Annotated in this window: 20 protein-coding genes; 13 read left to right on the forward strand and 7 right to left on the reverse strand. The window is 64.1% G+C overall.

Features of this window, described 5'->3' with window-relative positions; all coding sequences use genetic code 11:
* The first annotated feature begins 39 nt into the window (after positions 1 to 39).
* From HU772_RS24350 to HU772_RS24365, 4 genes are all read left to right on the forward strand, one after another.
* The gene (locus tag HU772_RS24350) at positions 40 to 720 is read left to right on the forward strand and encodes a CsgG/HfaB family protein (protein WP_028689939.1); all 681 of its coding nucleotides are present in this window, start codon (positions 40 to 42) and stop codon (positions 718 to 720) included.
* Positions 721 to 747: 27 nt separating this feature from the next.
* Complete coding sequence (locus tag HU772_RS24355) at positions 748 to 1,116, forward strand: DUF4810 domain-containing protein (protein WP_186653065.1); 369 nt, start codon at positions 748 to 750, stop codon at positions 1,114 to 1,116.
* The gene (locus HU772_RS24360; protein ID WP_186653062.1) at positions 1,113 to 1,772 is read left to right on the forward strand and encodes a DUF799 domain-containing protein; all 660 of its coding nucleotides are present in this window, start codon (positions 1,113 to 1,115) and stop codon (positions 1,770 to 1,772) included. Before HU772_RS24355 ends, HU772_RS24360 begins: the two co-directional genes overlap by 4 nt.
* A gap of 175 nt (positions 1,773 to 1,947) precedes the next feature.
* Positions 1,948 to 2,154: a hypothetical protein gene (locus HU772_RS24365; RefSeq protein WP_186653059.1), complete on the forward strand. Its 207-nt coding sequence runs from the start codon at positions 1,948 to 1,950 to the stop codon at positions 2,152 to 2,154.
* 56 nt (positions 2,155 to 2,210) lie between these two features.
* On the opposite strand, the gene pyrE is transcribed toward HU772_RS24365, so the two are convergent.
* Complete coding sequence (gene pyrE / locus HU772_RS24370; RefSeq protein ID WP_011536401.1) at positions 2,211 to 2,852, reverse strand: orotate phosphoribosyltransferase; 642 nt, start codon at positions 2,850 to 2,852, stop codon at positions 2,211 to 2,213.
* An 80-nt stretch (positions 2,853 to 2,932) separates the two neighbouring features.
* On the opposite strand from pyrE, the gene crc reads away from it, so the two are divergent.
* The gene (crc, locus tag HU772_RS24375; protein ID WP_186653056.1) at positions 2,933 to 3,712 is read left to right on the forward strand and encodes a catabolite repression control protein Crc; all 780 of its coding nucleotides are present in this window, start codon (positions 2,933 to 2,935) and stop codon (positions 3,710 to 3,712) included.
* Between the two features lie 124 nt (positions 3,713 to 3,836).
* On the opposite strand, the gene HU772_RS24380 is transcribed toward crc, so the two are convergent.
* Together HU772_RS24380 and rph are read right to left on the reverse strand one after the other, a co-directional pair.
* The gene (locus tag HU772_RS24380; RefSeq protein ID WP_186653053.1) at positions 3,837 to 4,205 is read right to left on the reverse strand and encodes a DUF4870 domain-containing protein; all 369 of its coding nucleotides are present in this window, start codon (positions 4,203 to 4,205) and stop codon (positions 3,837 to 3,839) included.
* 24 nt (positions 4,206 to 4,229) lie between these two features.
* A complete protein-coding gene (gene rph, locus HU772_RS24385; protein ID WP_186653050.1) occupies positions 4,230 to 4,952 on the reverse strand; it encodes a ribonuclease PH in 723 nt (240 codons plus the stop codon).
* Positions 4,953 to 5,183: 231 nt separating this feature from the next.
* Here rph and HU772_RS24390 point away from each other — a divergent pair, with 231 nt between their 5' ends.
* Together HU772_RS24390 and gmk are read left to right on the forward strand one after the other, a co-directional pair.
* Positions 5,184 to 6,047: a YicC/YloC family endoribonuclease gene (locus tag HU772_RS24390; protein WP_186653048.1), complete on the forward strand. Its 864-nt coding sequence runs from the start codon at positions 5,184 to 5,186 to the stop codon at positions 6,045 to 6,047.
* Positions 6,048 to 6,060: 13 nt separating this feature from the next.
* A complete protein-coding gene (gene gmk / locus HU772_RS24395) occupies positions 6,061 to 6,681 on the forward strand; it encodes a guanylate kinase (RefSeq protein ID WP_186653046.1) in 621 nt (206 codons plus the stop codon).
* A gap of 133 nt (positions 6,682 to 6,814) precedes the next feature.
* Here the strand turns inward: gmk and HU772_RS24400 are convergent, their stop codons facing one another.
* The 3 genes from HU772_RS24400 to HU772_RS24410 form a co-directional block, all read right to left on the reverse strand.
* Positions 6,815 to 8,356, reverse strand: a complete 1,542-nt coding sequence (locus tag HU772_RS24400) for an APC family permease (RefSeq protein ID WP_186653044.1) — start codon at positions 8,354 to 8,356, stop codon at positions 6,815 to 6,817.
* A 112-nt stretch (positions 8,357 to 8,468) separates the two neighbouring features.
* On the reverse strand, positions 8,469 to 9,242 hold the full coding sequence (locus tag HU772_RS24405; RefSeq protein WP_186653042.1) for a gamma-glutamyl-gamma-aminobutyrate hydrolase family protein: 774 nt from the start codon (positions 9,240 to 9,242) through the stop codon (positions 8,469 to 8,471).
* A gap of 4 nt (positions 9,243 to 9,246) precedes the next feature.
* Positions 9,247 to 10,629 (reverse strand): glutamine synthetase family protein, encoded by a 1,383-nt coding sequence (locus HU772_RS24410; RefSeq protein ID WP_186653040.1) that lies wholly within the window; start codon positions 10,627 to 10,629, stop codon positions 9,247 to 9,249.
* A 207-nt stretch (positions 10,630 to 10,836) separates the two neighbouring features.
* Here HU772_RS24410 and HU772_RS24415 point away from each other — a divergent pair, with 207 nt between their 5' ends.
* The 5 genes from HU772_RS24415 to HU772_RS24435 all read left to right on the forward strand — a co-directional run bounded on the left by HU772_RS24415 (position 10,837) and on the right by HU772_RS24435 (position 15,567).
* Positions 10,837 to 11,712, forward strand: coding sequence for a LysR family transcriptional regulator (locus HU772_RS24415; RefSeq protein ID WP_186653038.1), 876 nt, complete (start codon positions 10,837 to 10,839; stop codon positions 11,710 to 11,712).
* 238 nt (positions 11,713 to 11,950) lie between these two features.
* Complete coding sequence (gene rpoZ, locus HU772_RS24420; RefSeq protein ID WP_008091595.1) at positions 11,951 to 12,214, forward strand: DNA-directed RNA polymerase subunit omega; 264 nt, start codon at positions 11,951 to 11,953, stop codon at positions 12,212 to 12,214.
* Between the two features lie 59 nt (positions 12,215 to 12,273).
* The gene (gene spoT, locus HU772_RS24425) at positions 12,274 to 14,382 is read left to right on the forward strand and encodes a bifunctional GTP diphosphokinase/guanosine-3',5'-bis pyrophosphate 3'-pyrophosphohydrolase (protein WP_186653036.1); all 2,109 of its coding nucleotides are present in this window, start codon (positions 12,274 to 12,276) and stop codon (positions 14,380 to 14,382) included.
* Between the two features lie 23 nt (positions 14,383 to 14,405).
* The gene (locus HU772_RS24430; RefSeq protein ID WP_186653034.1) at positions 14,406 to 14,786 is read left to right on the forward strand and encodes a RidA family protein; all 381 of its coding nucleotides are present in this window, start codon (positions 14,406 to 14,408) and stop codon (positions 14,784 to 14,786) included.
* Positions 14,787 to 14,841: 55 nt separating this feature from the next.
* Positions 14,842 to 15,567, forward strand: a complete 726-nt coding sequence (locus HU772_RS24435; RefSeq protein ID WP_186653031.1) for a hypothetical protein — start codon at positions 14,842 to 14,844, stop codon at positions 15,565 to 15,567.
* Between the two features lie 151 nt (positions 15,568 to 15,718).
* Here HU772_RS24435 and HU772_RS24440 read toward each other — a convergent pair whose 3' ends face one another.
* The gene (locus HU772_RS24440) at positions 15,719 to 16,576 is read right to left on the reverse strand and encodes an SDR family oxidoreductase (protein ID WP_186653029.1); all 858 of its coding nucleotides are present in this window, start codon (positions 16,574 to 16,576) and stop codon (positions 15,719 to 15,721) included.
* Positions 16,577 to 16,767: 191 nt separating this feature from the next.
* Here HU772_RS24440 and exbB point away from each other — a divergent pair, with 191 nt between their 5' ends.
* Complete coding sequence (gene exbB, locus HU772_RS24445) at positions 16,768 to 17,748, forward strand: tonB-system energizer ExbB (RefSeq protein WP_186653027.1); 981 nt, start codon at positions 16,768 to 16,770, stop codon at positions 17,746 to 17,748.
* Positions 17,749 to 17,750: the final 2 nt, after the last annotated feature.

Genomic DNA, 17,750 nt, shown 5'->3' on the forward strand with positions numbered 1-17,750 from the left:
ACTCGTTGCAAATAGTTTTTATTTACCTGGAGAACACGCGTGAAATACGCATCACAAGGACTCGTGCTGGCAGCCGCCCTGGCTGTCGGGTCCATCGCCGGCTGTGCCACCGAAACCTCCACCGCTGTTGCCGTGCAACAGGTCGAAAGCGTCAACCGCCCCTACAGCGGCGTGCGCACCCCCATTGCCGTGGGCAAGTTCGACAACCGCTCCAGCTACATGCGCGGCATTTTCTCCGACGGCGTCGACCGCCTCGGCGGCCAGGCCAAGACCATCCTGATCACCCACCTGCAGCAGACCAACCGTTTCAACGTGCTGGACCGCGACAACATGGGCGAAATCCAGCAGGAAGCCGCGATCAAAGGCCAGGCCCAGCGCCTGAAAGGCGCGGACTTCGTGGTCACCGGTGACGTCACCGAGTTTGGTCGCAAGGAAGTCGGCGATCACCAGTTGTTCGGCATCCTCGGCCGCGGCAAGACCCAGATCGCCTACGCCAAGGTAGCGCTGAACATCGTCAACATCAGCACCTCCGAAGTGGTGTACTCCAGCCAGGGCGCGGGTGAATACGCCCTGTCCAACCGCGAAGTCATCGGCTTCGGCGGTACCGCCAGCTACGACTCCACCCTCAACGGCAAAGTCCTCGACCTGGCCATGCGCGAAGCAGTGAACAAGCTGGTCGGCGCCGTCGAAAGCGGCCAGTGGAAGCCACAGGCCCAGTAACCCGAACAACCCAAGGAAGACCGTTCGATGAACATCACCTCCCCGGCCCTGCGCACTGTCGCGGGCCTGCTGCTGGGCGGCGCCCTGCTGTCCGGCTGCAACACCCCGAAGCCCCTGTACCAGTGGGAAAGCTACCAGCCGCAGGTCTACAGCTACCTCAAGGGCGACTCCAAGGAAGAACAAGCAATCGCCCTGGAGCGCGACCTGGAAAAGATCAAGGCCAAGAACGGCGCCGTGCCGCCGGGCTACCACGCCCAGCTCGGCCTGCTCTATTCCAGCCTGGGCAAGGATGACCAGATGATCCAGCAGTTCCGCACCGAGAAGGCGCTGTTCCCCGAATCGGCCAAGTACATGGACTTCCTGATGAGCAACGCCAGCAAGGGGGCCAAGCAATGATCAAGCGTATTTCCCGTCTGATCGTCGGCGCCTGCGTGCTGGCCTTGTTCGCCGGCTGCGCCGAGCGCAAGAGCATCGACTATTCGGCCTACAAGCAGAGCCGTCCGAAGTCGATCCTGATCCTGCCGCCGCTGAACGAGTCGCCGGATGTGAAGGCCACCTACAGCATGCTGTCCCAGGCCACCTATCCGCTGGCCGAAGCCGGCTACTACGTGATGCCGGTGGCCCTGGTGGACGAGACCTTCCGCCAGAACGGCATGACCACCCCAGCCGACATCCACCAGTTGCCGACGGCCAAGCTGCAGGAGATCTTCGGCGCCGACGCCGGCCTGTACGTGACCGTCAGCGACTATGGCACCCGCTACATGGTCATCAGCAGCGCGACCATCGTCACCGCCAACGCCAAACTGGTCGACCTGAAGACCGGCGCCACCTTGTGGACCGGCAGCGCCACCGCCTCCAGCGAGGAAGGCCGGCAGAACCAGGGCGGCTTGATCGGCATGCTGGTGGCAGCGGCCATCAACCAGGTCATCAGCAGCGTGCAGGACGATGCCGGTTACCCAATCGCCGGGATCACCAGCGCCCGACTGTTGTCGCCGTACCCCAACGGCGGGATCCTGTACGGACCGCGCTCGCCAAAATACGGTACCGACTGACCGATAACCGTAGGAGCCAGCCTTACTGGCGAACCAGGCAACATTGTGAATGGCCGGCTCCTACAGCTCAGCGTCCGCTTTAGAAGCATCCCACAGTGATGTCGGATGGGTACTACAACACCTACTTTCATCGCCTGATTAGCATGGACACTTCTCACCCCTAGGAGATCCAGCGATGAAAAAAGACGAGGTGCCCTACGGCAGCGATGTCTCCGCCGGTAGCTACGCGTGTGCGGACTGCGGCCACGAGTACTCCAACCAGAGCAGAAAGTCATTGCCGCCCTGCCCCGACTTCAACGTCATACCCCACCCCAAGCGCGCATGGAAGATCCTCACCGGCGCCGGTGATGCCGAGCAGGATCCCTACCCCAACGGCCGCTGAATCACGGGCATGAAAAAGGCGACCCTCGGGTCGCCTTCTTCGTTGCCGTTGCTGCGTCAGATACCGTACTGGGCACGGTAGGCTTCGACCGCCGGCAGGTGCTGCTTGAGCTGAGGATCATCGGCCAGGAACTCCAGCACCTGGGTCAGCGAAACGATGCTGACCACCGGAATGCCGAAGTCGCGCTCGACTTCCTGAATCGCCGACAGCTCGCCGTTGCCACGCTCTTCGCGGTTCAGCGCGATCAACACGCCTGCAGCCTTGGCCTGCTGGGCATTGATGATCTGCATGACTTCGCGGATGGCGGTGCCGGCGGTGATCACGTCGTCGATGATCAGCACATCACCGGCCAGCGGAGCGCCGACCAGGCTGCCGCCCTCGCCGTGATCCTTGGCTTCCTTGCGGTTGAAGCACCACGGCACGTCGAGCTGGTGCTGTTCGGCCAGGGCCACCGCGGTGGCTGCCGCCAGCGGAATGCCCTTGTACGCCGGGCCGAAGAGCACATCGAAGGGGATCTTGCTGTCGACGATGGCCGCCGCGTAGCAACGCCCCAGCTGGGCCAGCGCGGAACCTGTGTTGAACAGGCCGGCATTGAAGAAATACGGGCTGGTACGCCCCGATTTCAGGGTGAATTCACCGAAGCGCAGAACGCCGCGATCGATGGCAAAACGGATGAAGTCGCGCTGATACGGCTGCATGAAAGGTCCCGGACACCACGGATTTAGCTAAATGTGTTGAGCTCGGGTATCATACACGCACGAGATTTTTGGGGCCATTTATGCGGATCATCAGTGTGAACGTGAATGGCATTCAGGCTGCGGCCGAGCGTGGATTGCTCAGCTGGTTGCAAGCCCAGAATGCCGACGTCATCTGCCTTCAGGATACCCGCGCCTCGGCCTTTGAACTCGACGACCCAGCTTTCCAGCTCGATGGCTATTTCCTTTACGCCTGCGACGCGGAGGTGCCCACCCAAGGTGGCGTGGCACTGTACTCGCGCATGCAGCCCAAGGCAGTCATCACCGGCCTGGGCTTCGAGACGGCCGACCGCTACGGGCGCTATCTGCAAGCGGATTTCGACAAGGTAAGTATTGCCAGCCTGTTGCTGCCTTCGGGCATGAACGGCGACGAAGACTTGAACCAGAAGTTCAAGTTGATGGACGACTTCGCCAAGTACCTGGACAAGCAGCGCCGCAAGCGCCGCGAGTACATCTACTGTGGCTCGTTCTACGTGGCGCAGCAGAAGCTCGACATCAAGAACTGGCGCGACAGCCAGCAGGCGGTCGGTTTCCTGCCACCGGAGCGCGCCTGGATGGACGCCATCACCGGCGACATGGGCTATGTCGACGCACTGCGCGAAGTCAGCCGCGAAGGCGACCAGTACAGCTGGTGGCCGGACAACGAGCAGGCAGAAATGCTCAACCTGGGTTACCGGTTCGACTACCAGATCCTCACCCCAGGCCTGCGCCGTTTCGTGCGCAACGCCCGTCTGCCACGCCAGCCGCGCTTCTCCCAGCATGCGCCGCTGATCGTCGACTACGACTGGACGCTGACCATCTGAAAGCCATCGGGGCTGCCTCGCAGCCCATTCGCGGGCAAGCCCGCTCCCACAGGTTCAACACACGCCGCAAAGGCAGTGGTCAACCTGTGGGAGCGGGCTTGCCCGCGAATGGGCCATGGAAAATCTATCTGATCGGCCGCCAGATCAACGGATAGCGATACGCCTTGCCTTCATTGGCCCTGACCGCCGCCAGGATGATCAGGATCAGCACCGCCACCATCAGCGCGGCGAACAGCACGATCCCGACCAGCACGAACATCAGCAGGAAGCAGGCAAACCCGGCGAGTGTCACGCTGATCTGGAAGTTCAGCGCCTCCTTGCCCTGGGCATCGATGAACGGATCCTGCTCGCGCTTGAGATGCCACAGCACCAGCGGGCCGAGCAGATGCCCAAGAGGCATCACCAGGCCCAACAGCGCGGACAGGTGGCAGAACATCGCCCATTGCCGGACATCGGCGCTGGGCGGGGTGATCGGCAAGTCCACATCGCTCATGTTGCCTACCTTCCTGGCGTATCGTCAGTCGGCCAGCGCGGCCTGCTGCAGCTCGAAGATCTCGCTCATGCCCTTCTGTGCCAGCGCCAGCATGGCGTTGAAGTCCTCGGGCTGGAATGGTGCGCCTTCAGCGGTGCCCTGCACTTCGATGAAACCACCGGCGCTGGTCATGACCACGTTCAGGTCGGTCTCGGCGGCGGAGTCCTCGAGGTAGTCGAGGTCGAGCACGGCCTCACCCTGGTACATGCCCACCGACACCGCGGCGATCATGTGCTTGAGCGGGTTGCCACCTTTGAGGCCGCCACGCTTCTTGATCACCGCCAGGGCGTCGCACAGGGCGACCATGGCACCGGTGATCGACGCGGTACGGGTACCGCCATCGGCCTGGATCACGTCACAGTCGACGTACAGGGTGATGTCGCCGAGCTTGCTCATGTCCAGCGCAGCGCGCAGGGAACGGCCGATCAGGCGCTGGATTTCGAGGGTACGGCCACCTTGCTTGCCACGGCTCGCCTCGCGCTGGTTACGCTCGCCGGTCGAACGCGGCAGCATGCCGTATTCGGCGGTCAGCCAGCCTTGGCCCTGGCCCTTGAGGAAGCGGGGAACACCATTTTCGACACTGACCGTGCAGATAACCTTGGTGTCACCGAACTCGACCAGTACCGATCCCTCGGCGTGCTTGGTGTAGTTGCGGGTGATGCGGATCGAGCGGAGCTGATCGGCGGCGCGACCACTTGGACGTTTCATCTGGAATACCTGTACCGGGACATTTCAATCTGCCGAGCATTATAGAGCCCGGCGCCCGGTGAAGACATGCCTATCGTCGCGCCCAGGCTACCTGTCGCCTTTTCCCATGGGCTCGCCCATCCACCGCTAGCATGGGTGGATTGGGCGCCCGGGCCGCACTGCGCTACAATCCTGCGCCTTGCAGCCGGAAGGCTCTCTCCCGTTCACCTGAATTCGCGAGGTACGCCCCCCATGGTGCACAGCATGACCGCATTTGCCCGTGTCGAGCGCGCGGGCAGCCAAGGCACCCTGGCCTGGGAGCTGCGCTCGGTCAACCACCGCTATCTCGAACCCCACCTGCGCCTGCCCGAGGCCCTGCGTGACCTCGAGGGCGCGGTGCGCGAAGGCCTGCGCCAAGGCCTGTCCCGCGGCAAGGTCGAATGCACCTTGCGCCTGAGCGAAGACAACACCGGCAAGCCCCTGCAGGTCGACCGTGAACGCGCCGCGCAACTGGTTGCCGCCGCCGAGACCGTGGCCAGCCTGATCAAGCAGCCGGCGGCGCTCAACCCGCTGGAAGTACTGGCCTGGCCAGGCGTGCTGGTCGCCGATGCGACCGACCCGCAGGCGCTCAACGCCGAAGCCATCGCGCTGTTCGACGAAGCCCTGACCGAGCTCAAGGCAGGCCGTCAGCGCGAAGGCGCCGAACTGGCCCGCCTGATCAACGAACGCCTGGACAACATGGCCAGCGAGGTCGCCACCCTGCGCGCGCTGGTGCCGCAGATGCTCGCCGCGCAACGGCAGAAGGTCCTTGACCGCTTCAGCGACATGCAGGCCGAGCTCGACCCCCAGCGCCTGGAGCAGGAAATGGTCCTGCTGGCGCAGAAGAGCGACGTCGCCGAGGAACTGGATCGCCTCAGCACCCACGTCACCGAGGTGCGCCGAGTGCTCAAGTCCGGCGGCGCCGCCGGCCGGCGCCTGGACTTCCTGATGCAGGAGCTCAATCGCGAAGCCAACACCCTCGGTTCCAAGGCGTTCGACCCGCGCAGCACCCAGGCAGCGGTCAACCTCAAGGTGCTGATCGAACAGATGCGTGAACAAGTACAGAATATCGAGTAAGGCCACCCCTACCATGAACCACAGCAGCGGCACCCTCTACATCGTCTCGGCCCCCTCCGGCGCCGGCAAGACCAGCCTGGTCACGGCTCTGATCAAGGACGACCCACGCGTGCGCGTCTCGGTCTCCCACACCACCCGCTCCATGCGTCCGGGCGAGGTGCACGGGGTGAACTACCACTTCGTGATCCACGAACAGTTCAAGACACTGATCGCTCAAGGCGACTTCCTTGAACACGCTGAGGTGTTCGGCAACTTCTACGGCACCTCGCGCAGCGCGCTGCAGGAAACCCTCGACCAGGGCTTCGACCTGATCCTCGAAATCGACTGGCAAGGTGCCCAGCAGGTACGCAAGCTGATGCCCGAGGCGCGCTCGATCTTCATCCTGCCGCCAAGCCAGGAGGCCCTGCGCCAGCGCCTGGATGGCCGTGGCCAGGACAGCGAGGAAATCATTGCCGGACGCATGAAGGAAGCGGTCAGCGAGATGGTGCACTACGACGAATACGAGTACGTCATCATCAATGATGACTTCGGCGTGGCACTGGAAGAAATGAAGGCGGTGTTCGCCTCGAATCGCCTGTTGCTGAAGAAACAGCAGGCGCGGCATGGTGAGTTGCTCAAGCAGCTGATCGGCTGAAGACCGCCGGGGCCTCTGCGAGGCCCTATCGCGACACTAGGCCGCTCCTACAGGTACGATGCAGAGTCTAAACTGCGCGGTACCTGTAGGAGCGGCCTTGTGCCGCGAAAGGGGCGCAAAGCGCCCCCCAGCATTATTCTTGCAACTGAATGGTCGCCTGCTGACGCAGGGTAGCCCCCAGGAAGTATGCCGGCGCCCGCAGGCGCGACAGCATCATCAGCACGATCCCCAGTGCCGAGATGATCGCCGCGATCACGAACACCAGCCCCAGTCCGCCCACGTGCGAGCCGCTGCCGAAGTCCGGCGAAGCGCTGTCGATCGCCGTGCGCACGAAGATCACCGACAGGATCACCCCACCCACCAGCGGGCACACGCCACGCATGAAGAAGTGGCGCACGCTGTCGAACAGGCTGCGGCGGAAATACCACACGCAAGCGAACGCGGTCAGCGAGTAGTAGAAGCAGATCATCATGCCCAGGGCGGTGATGGTGTCGGCCAGCACGTTCTCGCTCAGGGTCCGCATGGTCACGTAGAACAGGCCTGCGGCGATACCGGCACAGATGGTCGCGTAGCGCGGTGTCTGCGAACGCGGACAGACCGTGGCGAAGCGCTGCGGCACGGCGCCGTAGTAACCCATGGCGAGCAGGGTGCGCGCCGGCGAGACAAAGGTCGACTGCAACGAGGCCGCGGTGCTGGCCAGTACCGCGATCGACATCAGAATCGCCAGCGGCCCCATGACCGGGCCGGCCAGATGGGCGAACACGTTTTCCTGGATGCGCGGGTTACCCAGGCCCAGACCCTCCTCGCTGATCCCGGCAAACTGCAAGGTAGCGATGGCGGTGAGCAGGTACAGGCCAAGGATCAGCAACACCGTCCAGGTGGCGGCCTTGCCCGGCACCTCTTCGCTACCGATCGACTCTTCGCTGACGGTCAGGCACACGTCCCAGCCCCAGAAAATGAAGATCGACAACGACAGGCCGGCGGCGAACGCCGAGAACGACTCGACACCGAACGGGTTGAACCAGGCCAGGTCGAACGCCAGCGGTGGTGGCGCCGTGGTCTCGCCGAAGGCGGCGAAAGCAAAGCCGATCAGCACCAGCAGTTGCAAGGCCACCAGGCCGTATTGCACCGTCATGGTGGTGGCCATGCCGCGACAACAGATCCACACCGCCAGGGCGATGAACACGCAACAGGTGCTGACGTTGACCAGCAGGTTGTCCGCCAGCGCCGCCAACTCCTGGTTGCCGGTGATTTGGGCAAGGAACAGGTAGAAGAAGTCCACCGCCACGCCGGCCAGGTTGGACAGCACGATGGTGGTGGCGACCACCAGCCCCCAGCCGCCGATCCAGCCGATCATCGGACCGAAGGCACGGGCCGACCAGGTGAACGAGGTGCCGCTGTCGGGCTCCGCCGAGTTCAGCTCGCGGTAACCCAGGGCCACCAGCAGCATCGGCAGGAAGCCGACGATGAACACCGCCGGCAGGTGGGCGCCGACTTCGCGCACGGTCGGGCCAAGCGCGCCGGTCAGGGTGTAGACCGGCGCGATGGTGGAAATGCCCAGCACAACGCTGGCCAGCAGACCGAGGCGGCCCTTGGCCAAGCCCTTGCTGCGTTGAGTGTTGCCCGAGTCGGACGCCGCGTCGGGTGGGCGTCCGGCTTCTGTGTATTCATTCATGAGTCTGTGCCGTAACTATTGGAATTGTTCTCACAGGCCCGCCGTAGCGGGCCCGCTTTCACTCATTGAAAGCTCGCGGTGGGGCACGGTCATCCAAGACCTTCGGCTAACGTCAGGGTGTTTCCCGACGCGCAACCTCCCGTGCAGCATGGGCAATGCAGGCCTCGCGGAACGCCTCGAACAGGCGCAGCGAAACCGGGTTTTCGGCGAAGCGCCATTCAGGGTGCCATTGCACGCCGACTACAAAGCCCGGCGCATCAGGCATCGACACCGCTTCAACCAGGCCATCCGGGGCCCGTGCCTCGGCGCGCAGCCCCGGGGCCAGGCGGTCGATGCCCTGGCTGTGCAGCGAGTTGACCTCGAACTGCGCCGCCAGGCCCAGGCGCTCGAACAACCCGCCAGGTGCAATGCTGACCGGGTGACGAGGGCCGTACTGCACCTCCAGGGGTGCGTCCTCGGGTTCGCGGTGGTCCAGGTAGCCGGGCAGTTCCTGCACCCGCTGGTGCAGGCTGCCGCCCAGGGCCACGTTCAGTTCCTGGAAGCCACGGCAGATACAGAACACCGGCACGCCGGCGGCGATCGCCGCCTGCAGCAGCGGCAGGGTCAACCGATCACGCGCCAGGTCATGGCGGGTGCCTTCCGCGCTGGGCGCGCCATTGTAATGATGCGGCTCGACATTTGAAGGCGAACCGGTAAAAAGAATGCCATCCAGGCGTGCCAGCAGCGCCTGCGGATCGCTGCCGCCATCACGCGCCGGCAAGATCAGCGGCAGCCCGGCAAGGCCCGCGGCCTCGACATACTTGTCGCCCACCGTGTGCGACGAGTTCTTCCCCACCTGCTGGCGGCAGGCGCTGACACCGATCAAGGGGACCGCAAATGCGCTCATGGGCTTACACCGTGTGCAGATACCAGTTGTACTCGAGGTCGGAGATCGACACTTCGAACTCGGCCAGCTCGCTCTCCTTGCAGGCCACGAAAATGTCGATGTAGTCCGGGCTGATGTATTGGTTGAGGACTTCACTGTCGTCCAGCGCGCGCAAGGCGTCGCGCAGGTTGTTCGGCAGGCTCTGTTCCAACTGTTCGTACGAGTTGCCTTCGATCGGCGCGTCTGGCTCGACCTTGTTCGTCAGCCCGTGGTGGATACCCGCGAGGATCGCCGCCAGCATCAGGTACGGGTTGGCGTCGGCACCGGCCACGCGGTGCTCGATGCGCAGGTTGTCGCTGCTGTCGGTCGGCACGCGCAAAGCCACGGTGCGGTTGTCCAGCCCCCAGCTCGGTGCGTTGGGCACGTAAAACTGGGCGCCGAAACGGCGGTAGGAGTTGATGTTCGGGCAGAGGAACGCCATCGACGCCGGCATGGTTTCCAGCACGCCACCAATGGCGTGGCGCAGGGTGTCGCTCTGCAGCGGGTCGTCGTTGGCGAAGATGTTCTTGCCGGTCTTCTTGTCCAGCAGCGAGATGTGCACGTGCAGGCCGTTACCCGCCTGGCCCGGGTAAGGCTTGGCCATGAAGGTGGAGTCCATCTCATGGTCGTAGGCGACGTTCTTGATCAGACGCTTGAGCAGGATCGCGTAGTCGCAGGCCTTCAGCGGGTCGGCGACATGGTGCAGGTTGACCTCGAACTGCGCCGGGGCGCTTTCCTTGACGATGGCGTCGGCAGGCAGGCCCTGCTCCTTGGCGGCTTCGAGCATGTCCTGCAGGCAGTCGGCATACTCGTCGAGGTCGTCGATCAGGTACACCTGGGTCGACTGCGGGCGCTTGCCCGAGATCGGCGAGCGCGGCGGCTGCGGGCGACCGTTGAGGTTGTCCTGGTCGATCAGGTAGAACTCCAGCTCGAACGCGGCGCAGATATCCAGGCCCAGGTCGTCGAACTTGCTCACCACCTGGCGCAACACTTCCCGCGGATCGGCAAAGAATGGCGCGCCATCGAGCTCATGCATGGTCATCAGCAGCTGCGCCGTGGGGCGTTTCTGCCAGGGTTCGTCACACAAGGTGCCAGGAATCGGCAAGCAGATGCGGTCGGCGTCGCCGATGTCCAGGCCCAGCCCGGTGCTCTCGACGGTTGCGCCATTGATGTCCAGGGCGAACAACGAGGCCGGCAGATTGATGCCCTTCTCGTACACCTTATGCAGGCTGGCGCGCTCAATGCGCTTGCCGCGCACCACGCCGTTCATGTCGGAGATCAGCAGGTCGACGTACTGGGTATCCGGATGGGCATCCAGGAATTCATTCATCTCGCGGGAAGAACTGGCGCACGGGGAGACCGACGTCATGGCTGTACATCCTTCGATTCGGAGCGGCGATGTGGGAACTGCGGATGACGCCTCGAAGGGCGACGATGGTGCTGCTGTTGTTCTTTTCACTGGCCCATCGTGGGGGGCTGGTTGCCGACCGGCTGCATTGATTCCCGGGGGCCGTTTCACTATAAAATGGCCCCAGTGCAACAGACATTGGCATTTCGGCAAGCAGAGCGTGCATCGATGCAATATCAGATCAACCATGCGGACCTCGCCCTGGTCCTGGCGCTGGAACGTGGCCGCTCCCTGGCCAAGGCCGCCGAACTGCTCAAGGTCGACGTTTCCACGGTGTTCCGTTCGATTCGCCGACTGGAGTCGGCGCTGGGCGCGGCGCTGTTCGTCAAGAGCCGCAAGGGCTACCTGCCGACCGATACCGCCCAGGCCCTGGCCGAGCAGGCCGAGCGCGCCGAACAGGCGCTGGACGCGGCACGCATCGCCCTGACCAGCGGCGAGCAAGTGGTCAGCGGCACGGTACGCCTGACCTGTACCGAAGCCGTGCTACACAGCCTGCTGCTGCCGGCGCTGGCCGAATTCATGCCCAACTACCCGGCGCTGTCGCTGGAAATGGGTACCTCCAACACCTTTGCCAACCTCAGCCGCCGCGATGCCGACATCGCCCTGCGCCTGACCAACACGCCGCCGGAACACCTGGTGGGCCGTTGCCTGGGCTCGACCTCCTACGTGGTCTGCGGCCTGCCGACGCTGCGCGAGCGCCTGCAGGAGTCCGCTGCCAGCGTGCCGTGGATCGCCCCCGACGACGCCATGCAGGACCACGCCACGGTGGTCTGGCGTAACCAGCACCACCCGGGACTGATTCCGCGCTATCAGTGCAGCGGCATGTCGACCATCGCCCAACTGGTGACCACCGGCCTGGGCGTGGCGGCGCTGCCCGACTACATGGTTCACGACTTGCCCGGCGTCGAGGCGCTGAGCGGCCCGCTGCCCGGCTGTGATACCCAGCTGTGGCTGCTGACCCGACCCGATTGCCGCGCCCTGCGCTCGGTGCAGACGCTGTTCGAGGAGCTGACCCCGCGCCTGCGCGACGCAATGTTGCGTTAACGCGTCAGGGGCGGTTGTTTTCGAGTAACAGGAACCGTTATCGTCCAGCTCTGGGTTGGTGTGAACTTCTTCGCGGGCAAGCCCGCTCCCACAGGGCCCGCGAAAACGACTCAAACAGCACCGGTGGAAGGGCACCCGACAAAACAGCCCTTCCCTATTGGCTGGTGATTTTTTAAACTATCGAGTCCGCCTGCCCATTCTGGGCGCACGCCTACCGCATTTGCTACTGAGGAAGACCATGGCCCGCGTAACTGTTGAAGACTGCCTGGAACACGTGGATAACCGCTTCGAGCTGGTCATGCTCTCGACCAAGCGCGCTCGCCAGCTGGCGACCGGCGGCAAAGAGCCGCGCGTTGCATGGGAAAACGACAAGCCGACCGTCGTCGCCCTGCGTGAAATCGCCGAAGGCATCGTCACCCCTGAATTCATCGCCGCCGAAGAGATCGTCACCGAAGATCCGGTGTTCGCCGCATTCGAGGACGAGAACAACGAGGCGGTCTGATTGATGCCCAGTCGACACCGTGCGGCGCAAGGCCCTCTTCTTCAGCAAGAGGTGAACCCATGCCGGGTATAGAAGCCCTCGCCGAACGGCTGTCGACCTATCTAGGCCCCGAACAGGTCAACCTGGTCCGGCGCGCCTATTTCTACGCCGAACAGGCCCACGACGGGCAACGCCGCCGCAGCGGCGAGCCCTACGTGACCCACCCGCTGGCCGTGGCCAGCATCCTCGCCGACATGCACATGGACCATCAAAGCCTGATGGCGGCCATGCTGCACGACGTGATCGAAGACACCGGCATCGCCAAGGAAGCCTTGAGCCAGCAATTCGGCGAGACCGTCGCCGAGCTGGTCGACGGGGTCAGCAAGCTGACCCAGATGAACTTCGAGACCAAGGCCGAGGCACAAGCCGAAAACTTCCAGAAAATGGCCATGGCCATGGCCCGCGATATCCGCGTGATCCTGGTCAAGCTGGCCGACCGCCTGCACAACATGCGCACCCTGGAAGTGCTGTCCGGCGAAAAACGCCGACGCATCGCCAAGGAAACCCTCGAGATCTACGCCCCCATCGCCAACCGCCTGGGCATGCACACCGTGCGCGTGGAGTTCGAGGACCTCGGCTTCAAGGCCATGCACCCGATGCGCTCGACGTTGATCCACCGCGCGGTCAAGGCCGCCCGTGGCAACCGCAAAGAGATCGTCGCCAAGATCGAGACCTCGCTGGCCAACTGCCTGGCCGCCGATGGCATCGAGGGCGAGGTCAGCGGCCGGCAGAAACACCTCTATGGCATCTACAAGAAGATGCGCGGCAAACGCCGCGCCTTCACCGAGATCATGGACGTGTACGCCTTCCGCATCATCGTCGACAAGGTCGACACCTGCTACCGCGTGCTCGGCGCCGTGCACAACCTGTACAAGCCGCTGCCGGGGCGCTTCAAGGACTACATCGCGATCCCCAAGGCCAACGGCTACCAGTCGTTGCACACCACGCTGTTCGGCATGCACGGCGTGCCTATCGAAATCCAGATCCGCACCCGCGAGATGGAAGAGATGGCCAACAACGGCATCGCCGCGCATTGGCTGTACAAGTCCAACGAGCAGGAGCAGCCCAAGGGCAGCCACGCCCGCGCCCGCCAGTGGGTCAAGGGCATCCTCGAGCTGCAGCAACGCGCCGGCAACTCGCTGGAATTCATCGAAAGCGTGAAGATCGACCTGTTCCCTGATGAGGTCTACGTCTTCACGCCCAAAGGGCGGATCATGGAACTGCCCAAAGGCTCCACCGCCGTCGACTTCGCCTACGCGGTGCACACCGACGTCGGCAACAGTTGCATCGCCTGTCGCATCAACCGCCGCCTGGCGCCGCTGTCCGAGCCGCTGCAGAGCGGCTCCACGGTCGAGATCGTCAGCGCCCCAGGGGCCCGCCCCAACCCGGCCTGGCTCAACTTCGTGGTTACCGGCAAGGCGCGCACGCACATCCGCCATGCCCTCAAGCAGCAGCGCCGCTCCGAGTCCATCAGCCTCGGCGAGCGCCTGCTCAACAAGGTGCTGACCGGCTTCGACAGCAGCCTGGAGCAGATTCCCCAGGAACGCATCCAGGCGATCCTCGCCGAGTACCGCCTGGAACTGGTCGAAGACCTGCTCGAGGACATCGGCCTGGGCAATCGCATGGCCTACGTGGTCGCCCGCCGCCTGCTCTCCGCCGAAGGCGAGCAACTGCCGGCACCGGAAGGCCCACTGGCGATCCGCGGCACCGAGGGCCTGGTGCTCAGCTACGCCAAGTGCTGCACGCCAATCCCGGGCGACGCCATCGTCGGCCACCTGTCGGCAGGCAAGGGCATGGTCGTGCACCTGGAAGACTGCCGCAACATCAGTGAAATTCGCCACAATCCGGAGAAGTGCCTGCAACTCTCCTGGGCCAAGGACATCAGCGGCGAATTCAATGTCGAACTGCGCGTCGAACTGGAGCACCAGCGCGGCCTGATCGCCCTGCTGGCCAGCAGCGTCAACGCCGCCGACGGCAACATCGAGAAAATCAGCATGGACGAACGCGACGGCCGTATCAGCGTGGTCCAACTGGTGGTCAGCGTGCGCGACCGCGTGCACCTGGCCCGCGTGATCAAGAAGCTGCGCACCCTCACCGGCGTGGTCCGCATCACCCGGACGCGTGCGTAGTCCGCCAACCGCAAGGAGTCATCATGAGCAAGACCGTCATCAACAGCGACAAGGCCCCTGCCGCCATCGGCACTTACTCGCAGGCGATCAAGGCCGGCAACACCGTCTACATGTCGGGCCAGATTCCACTCGATCCAAAGACCATGGAACTGGTCGAAGGCTTCGAAGCCCAGACCGTTCAGGTGTTCGAGAACCTGAAGTCGGTTGCCGAGGCCGCTGGCGGTTCGTTCAAGGACATCGTCAAGCTGAACATCTTCCTCACCGACCTGAGCCACTTCGCCAAGGTCAACGAAATCATGGGCCGTTACTTCGAGCAGCCTTACCCGGCTCGCGCCGCCATCGGCGTTGCCGCGCTGCCGAAGGGCGCCCAGGTCGAGATGGACGCCATCCTGGTCATCGAGTGATACCCCCGGTGACGGGCGTCCGCCCGTCACCCCTCCTTCCCCCAAGGTCCACACCATGCGCCACGCACTGCCTCTCGCGCTGGCAGCCCTGCTCCTGGGCGGCTGCGCCAGCCACAAACCCGAAGACTTCAACGGCACCTGGATCAACCAGGCCGCCATCGATGCCGCCGTCAAGGGCACCAGCCTGCGCCAGGCCCTGAGCGAGCATGGCCCGGTGTTCGAGTGGAAGATCGACGTCAAGAACCAGCAAGCCAGCTTCAGCAACGGCTTCGAAGCCGCAGACGGACGCCTGAGCGCCAACGAGAAGAACTGGCAGGTCAGCTTCGAGGGCGGCCAGGCCGAGCAATTGAAGCTTGATGGCGACGAGCTGCAGGCCATTGACCCGTCCGGTCACGAGCAGACCTTCGAGCGCAGCAAGGCCCCGGGCAACGCGCCGCTGGGCGGCAGCTTCGAGAAAGCGCTGTACCAGGCCTACCTGGGCGGTGACTGGAAGATCGTCGAAGGCCAGGGCAAAGGCGCCGTTGTACGCTTCAGCGACACCGGCAATGTCACTGGGCTGCCTGGGCCGGACCGTTTCGCCCTGTGCCTGGCAGGCGACTGCGCGACCATGGGCGATGGCAACGATAGCCTGTGGCTGGAGCGCAATCAGCGTGGCGCGCCGTGGATCTTCAAGCGTGATGGCGACACCCTGGAGATTTTCCAGGCGGTGAATCGCGCTCAGCCCGATGAAATGCCGCAACTGGCCGCTGGTGCGCGGCAGTGGGTGCTGGAAAAGGACTAAAGCACACACGACTCATGTAGGAGCGGCCTTGTGTCGCGAAAGGGCCGCAAAGCGGCCCCAGGATTCAAGGGTTTCAAATGGATTGCCGGGGTGCGTTGCAGCCCTTTCGCGACACAAGGCCGCTCCTACAGGGACGTATCAAGCCTGAAGGTTAGTTTCTTCCCTCAAGAATGGCGGCATACCCCTCTTTATAACTCGGATATGTCGGCGCCCAGCCCAGTGCCCGCGCCCGCGCATTGCTGCAACGCTTGCTACCGGTCCGCCGCACCCGCTGCTCATCCGACCACTGGGTAACCCCCAGGTACTCGCGCAGCCAGGCCACCACCTCGGCCAACGGCGCCGGGTCGTTATCGACGCCGATATAGCAGTCGTCCAACGCCACGCCCTGGGCATCGGCCCGTAGCAGATGCGCCAGCAAGCCGGCGGCATCCTCGGCATGGATGCGGTTCCCGTACAGTGGCGGCTCCTCGGCCACACGATAGCCCTGGCGCACCTGGCTCAACAGCCACTCACGCCCCGGGCCATAAATGCCGGTCAGACGCACGATCGTCGCGGGAATGCCACTGTCCAGCGCCAACCGCTCGGCCTCGAGCATCACCTTGCCGGAATAGCCCTCGGGCTCGGTGGCCGCCGCTTCGGCAATCCACTCACCGTCCTGCTGCGCATACACGCTGCTGCTGGAGACAAAGAGCAATCGGCGTGGGTACTGGTCGTTGGCCTTCAGCCAACCCAGCACATGCCGCAAGCCCTCCACATACGCCGCCCGGTACCCCGCTTCGTCGTGCTGGCTAGCCGCCACGCAATAGACCAGATAGTCGGGTGCGCGCTCAGGCCAAGCCTGTGGTTGCCGGCGATCGGACAAGTCGGCGGCGATAGGCCGCACCCCGGCAGGCAACGCGTCCACCGACCGACGCAGCCCCGCGACCTGCCATCCCTGGGCCAGCAACTGGCGCGCCAGACGGCCTCCCACATCGCCACAACCTACGATCAATGCACTGAGGTCCGACATCATCCAACTCCAAATCCAAAGGTCCACGCTAACCGGATCAACCGATCAGTGGCTAGACAAAGGTTAAAAAAAGCAATCTCAATTCTTTTGTTAACAAGAATTACTTGCAATAATGGCGGCCTTGTCTGTTCTCGGCCTGTTTCGAGGCCTTGAAGAACTCAACCCATTTCTCTTCATCAGGTCCGGCCAGCATGACACGTAATCAACCTTCCGCTTCGCCTACCCCGTCGCGCGCCTGGGGCGCCGTCGCCGCGCTGATGCTCAGCCTGGTCCTGGCGCCGATGGCCATGGCCGAAGAGCCCACCGCCCAGGCCGTCGCCCCGGTTGCCGCAAGCGCCCCGGCTGCACCAGCCAGCGAAGGCCAGGCAGCTATCGGCGCGCCGGCCGATGCCAGCGCTCCGGCCGAAGGCCAGGCGCCAGCCGCCACTGACGAAAACGTGCCGGCCATGGTCGAGGACACTTCGCTGGGCATGGCCCACGACCTGTCGCCCTGGGGCATGTACAAGAACGCCGACGTGGTGGTGAAGGCCGTGATGATCGGCCTGGCCATCGCCTCGATCATCACCTGGACCATCTGGATCGCCAAAGGCTTCGAGCTGATGGGCGCCAAGCGTCGCCTGCGTGGCGAGATCGCCGCGCTGAAACGCTCGGTGAGCCTGAAAGAAGCCAGCGAGGTATCGAACAAGGAAGGCACCCTGGCCCACACCCTGGTGCATGACGCCCTCGAGGAAATGCGCCTGTCGGCCAACGCCCGTGAAAAAGAAGGCATCAAGGAACGCGTCAGCTTCCGCCTCGAGCGCCTGGTGGCCGCCAGCGGCCGCACCATGAGCAGCGGCACCGGCGTGCTGGCCACCATCGGTTCCACCGCGCCGTTCGTCGGTCTGTTCGGCACCGTGTGGGGCATCATGAACAGCTTCATCGGCATCGCCAAGACCCAGACCACCAACCTCGCCGTGGTCGCCCCCGGCATCGCCGAAGCCCTGCTGGCCACCGCCCTGGGCCTGGTCGCTGCAATCCCGGCCGTGGTCATCTACAACGTCTTCGCCCGCTCCATCGCTGGCTACAAGGCGCAGGTGTCCGATGCCTCCGCTCAGGTGCTGCTGCTGGTCAGCCGCGACCTCGACCACCAGGGCAGCGAGCGCGCCGCCCCGCACATGGTGAAAGTGGGGTAAGC

It is taken from the genome of Pseudomonas xantholysinigenes (assembly GCF_014268885.2).
Lineage (GTDB): Bacteria > Pseudomonadota > Gammaproteobacteria > Pseudomonadales > Pseudomonadaceae > Aquipseudomonas > Aquipseudomonas xantholysinigenes.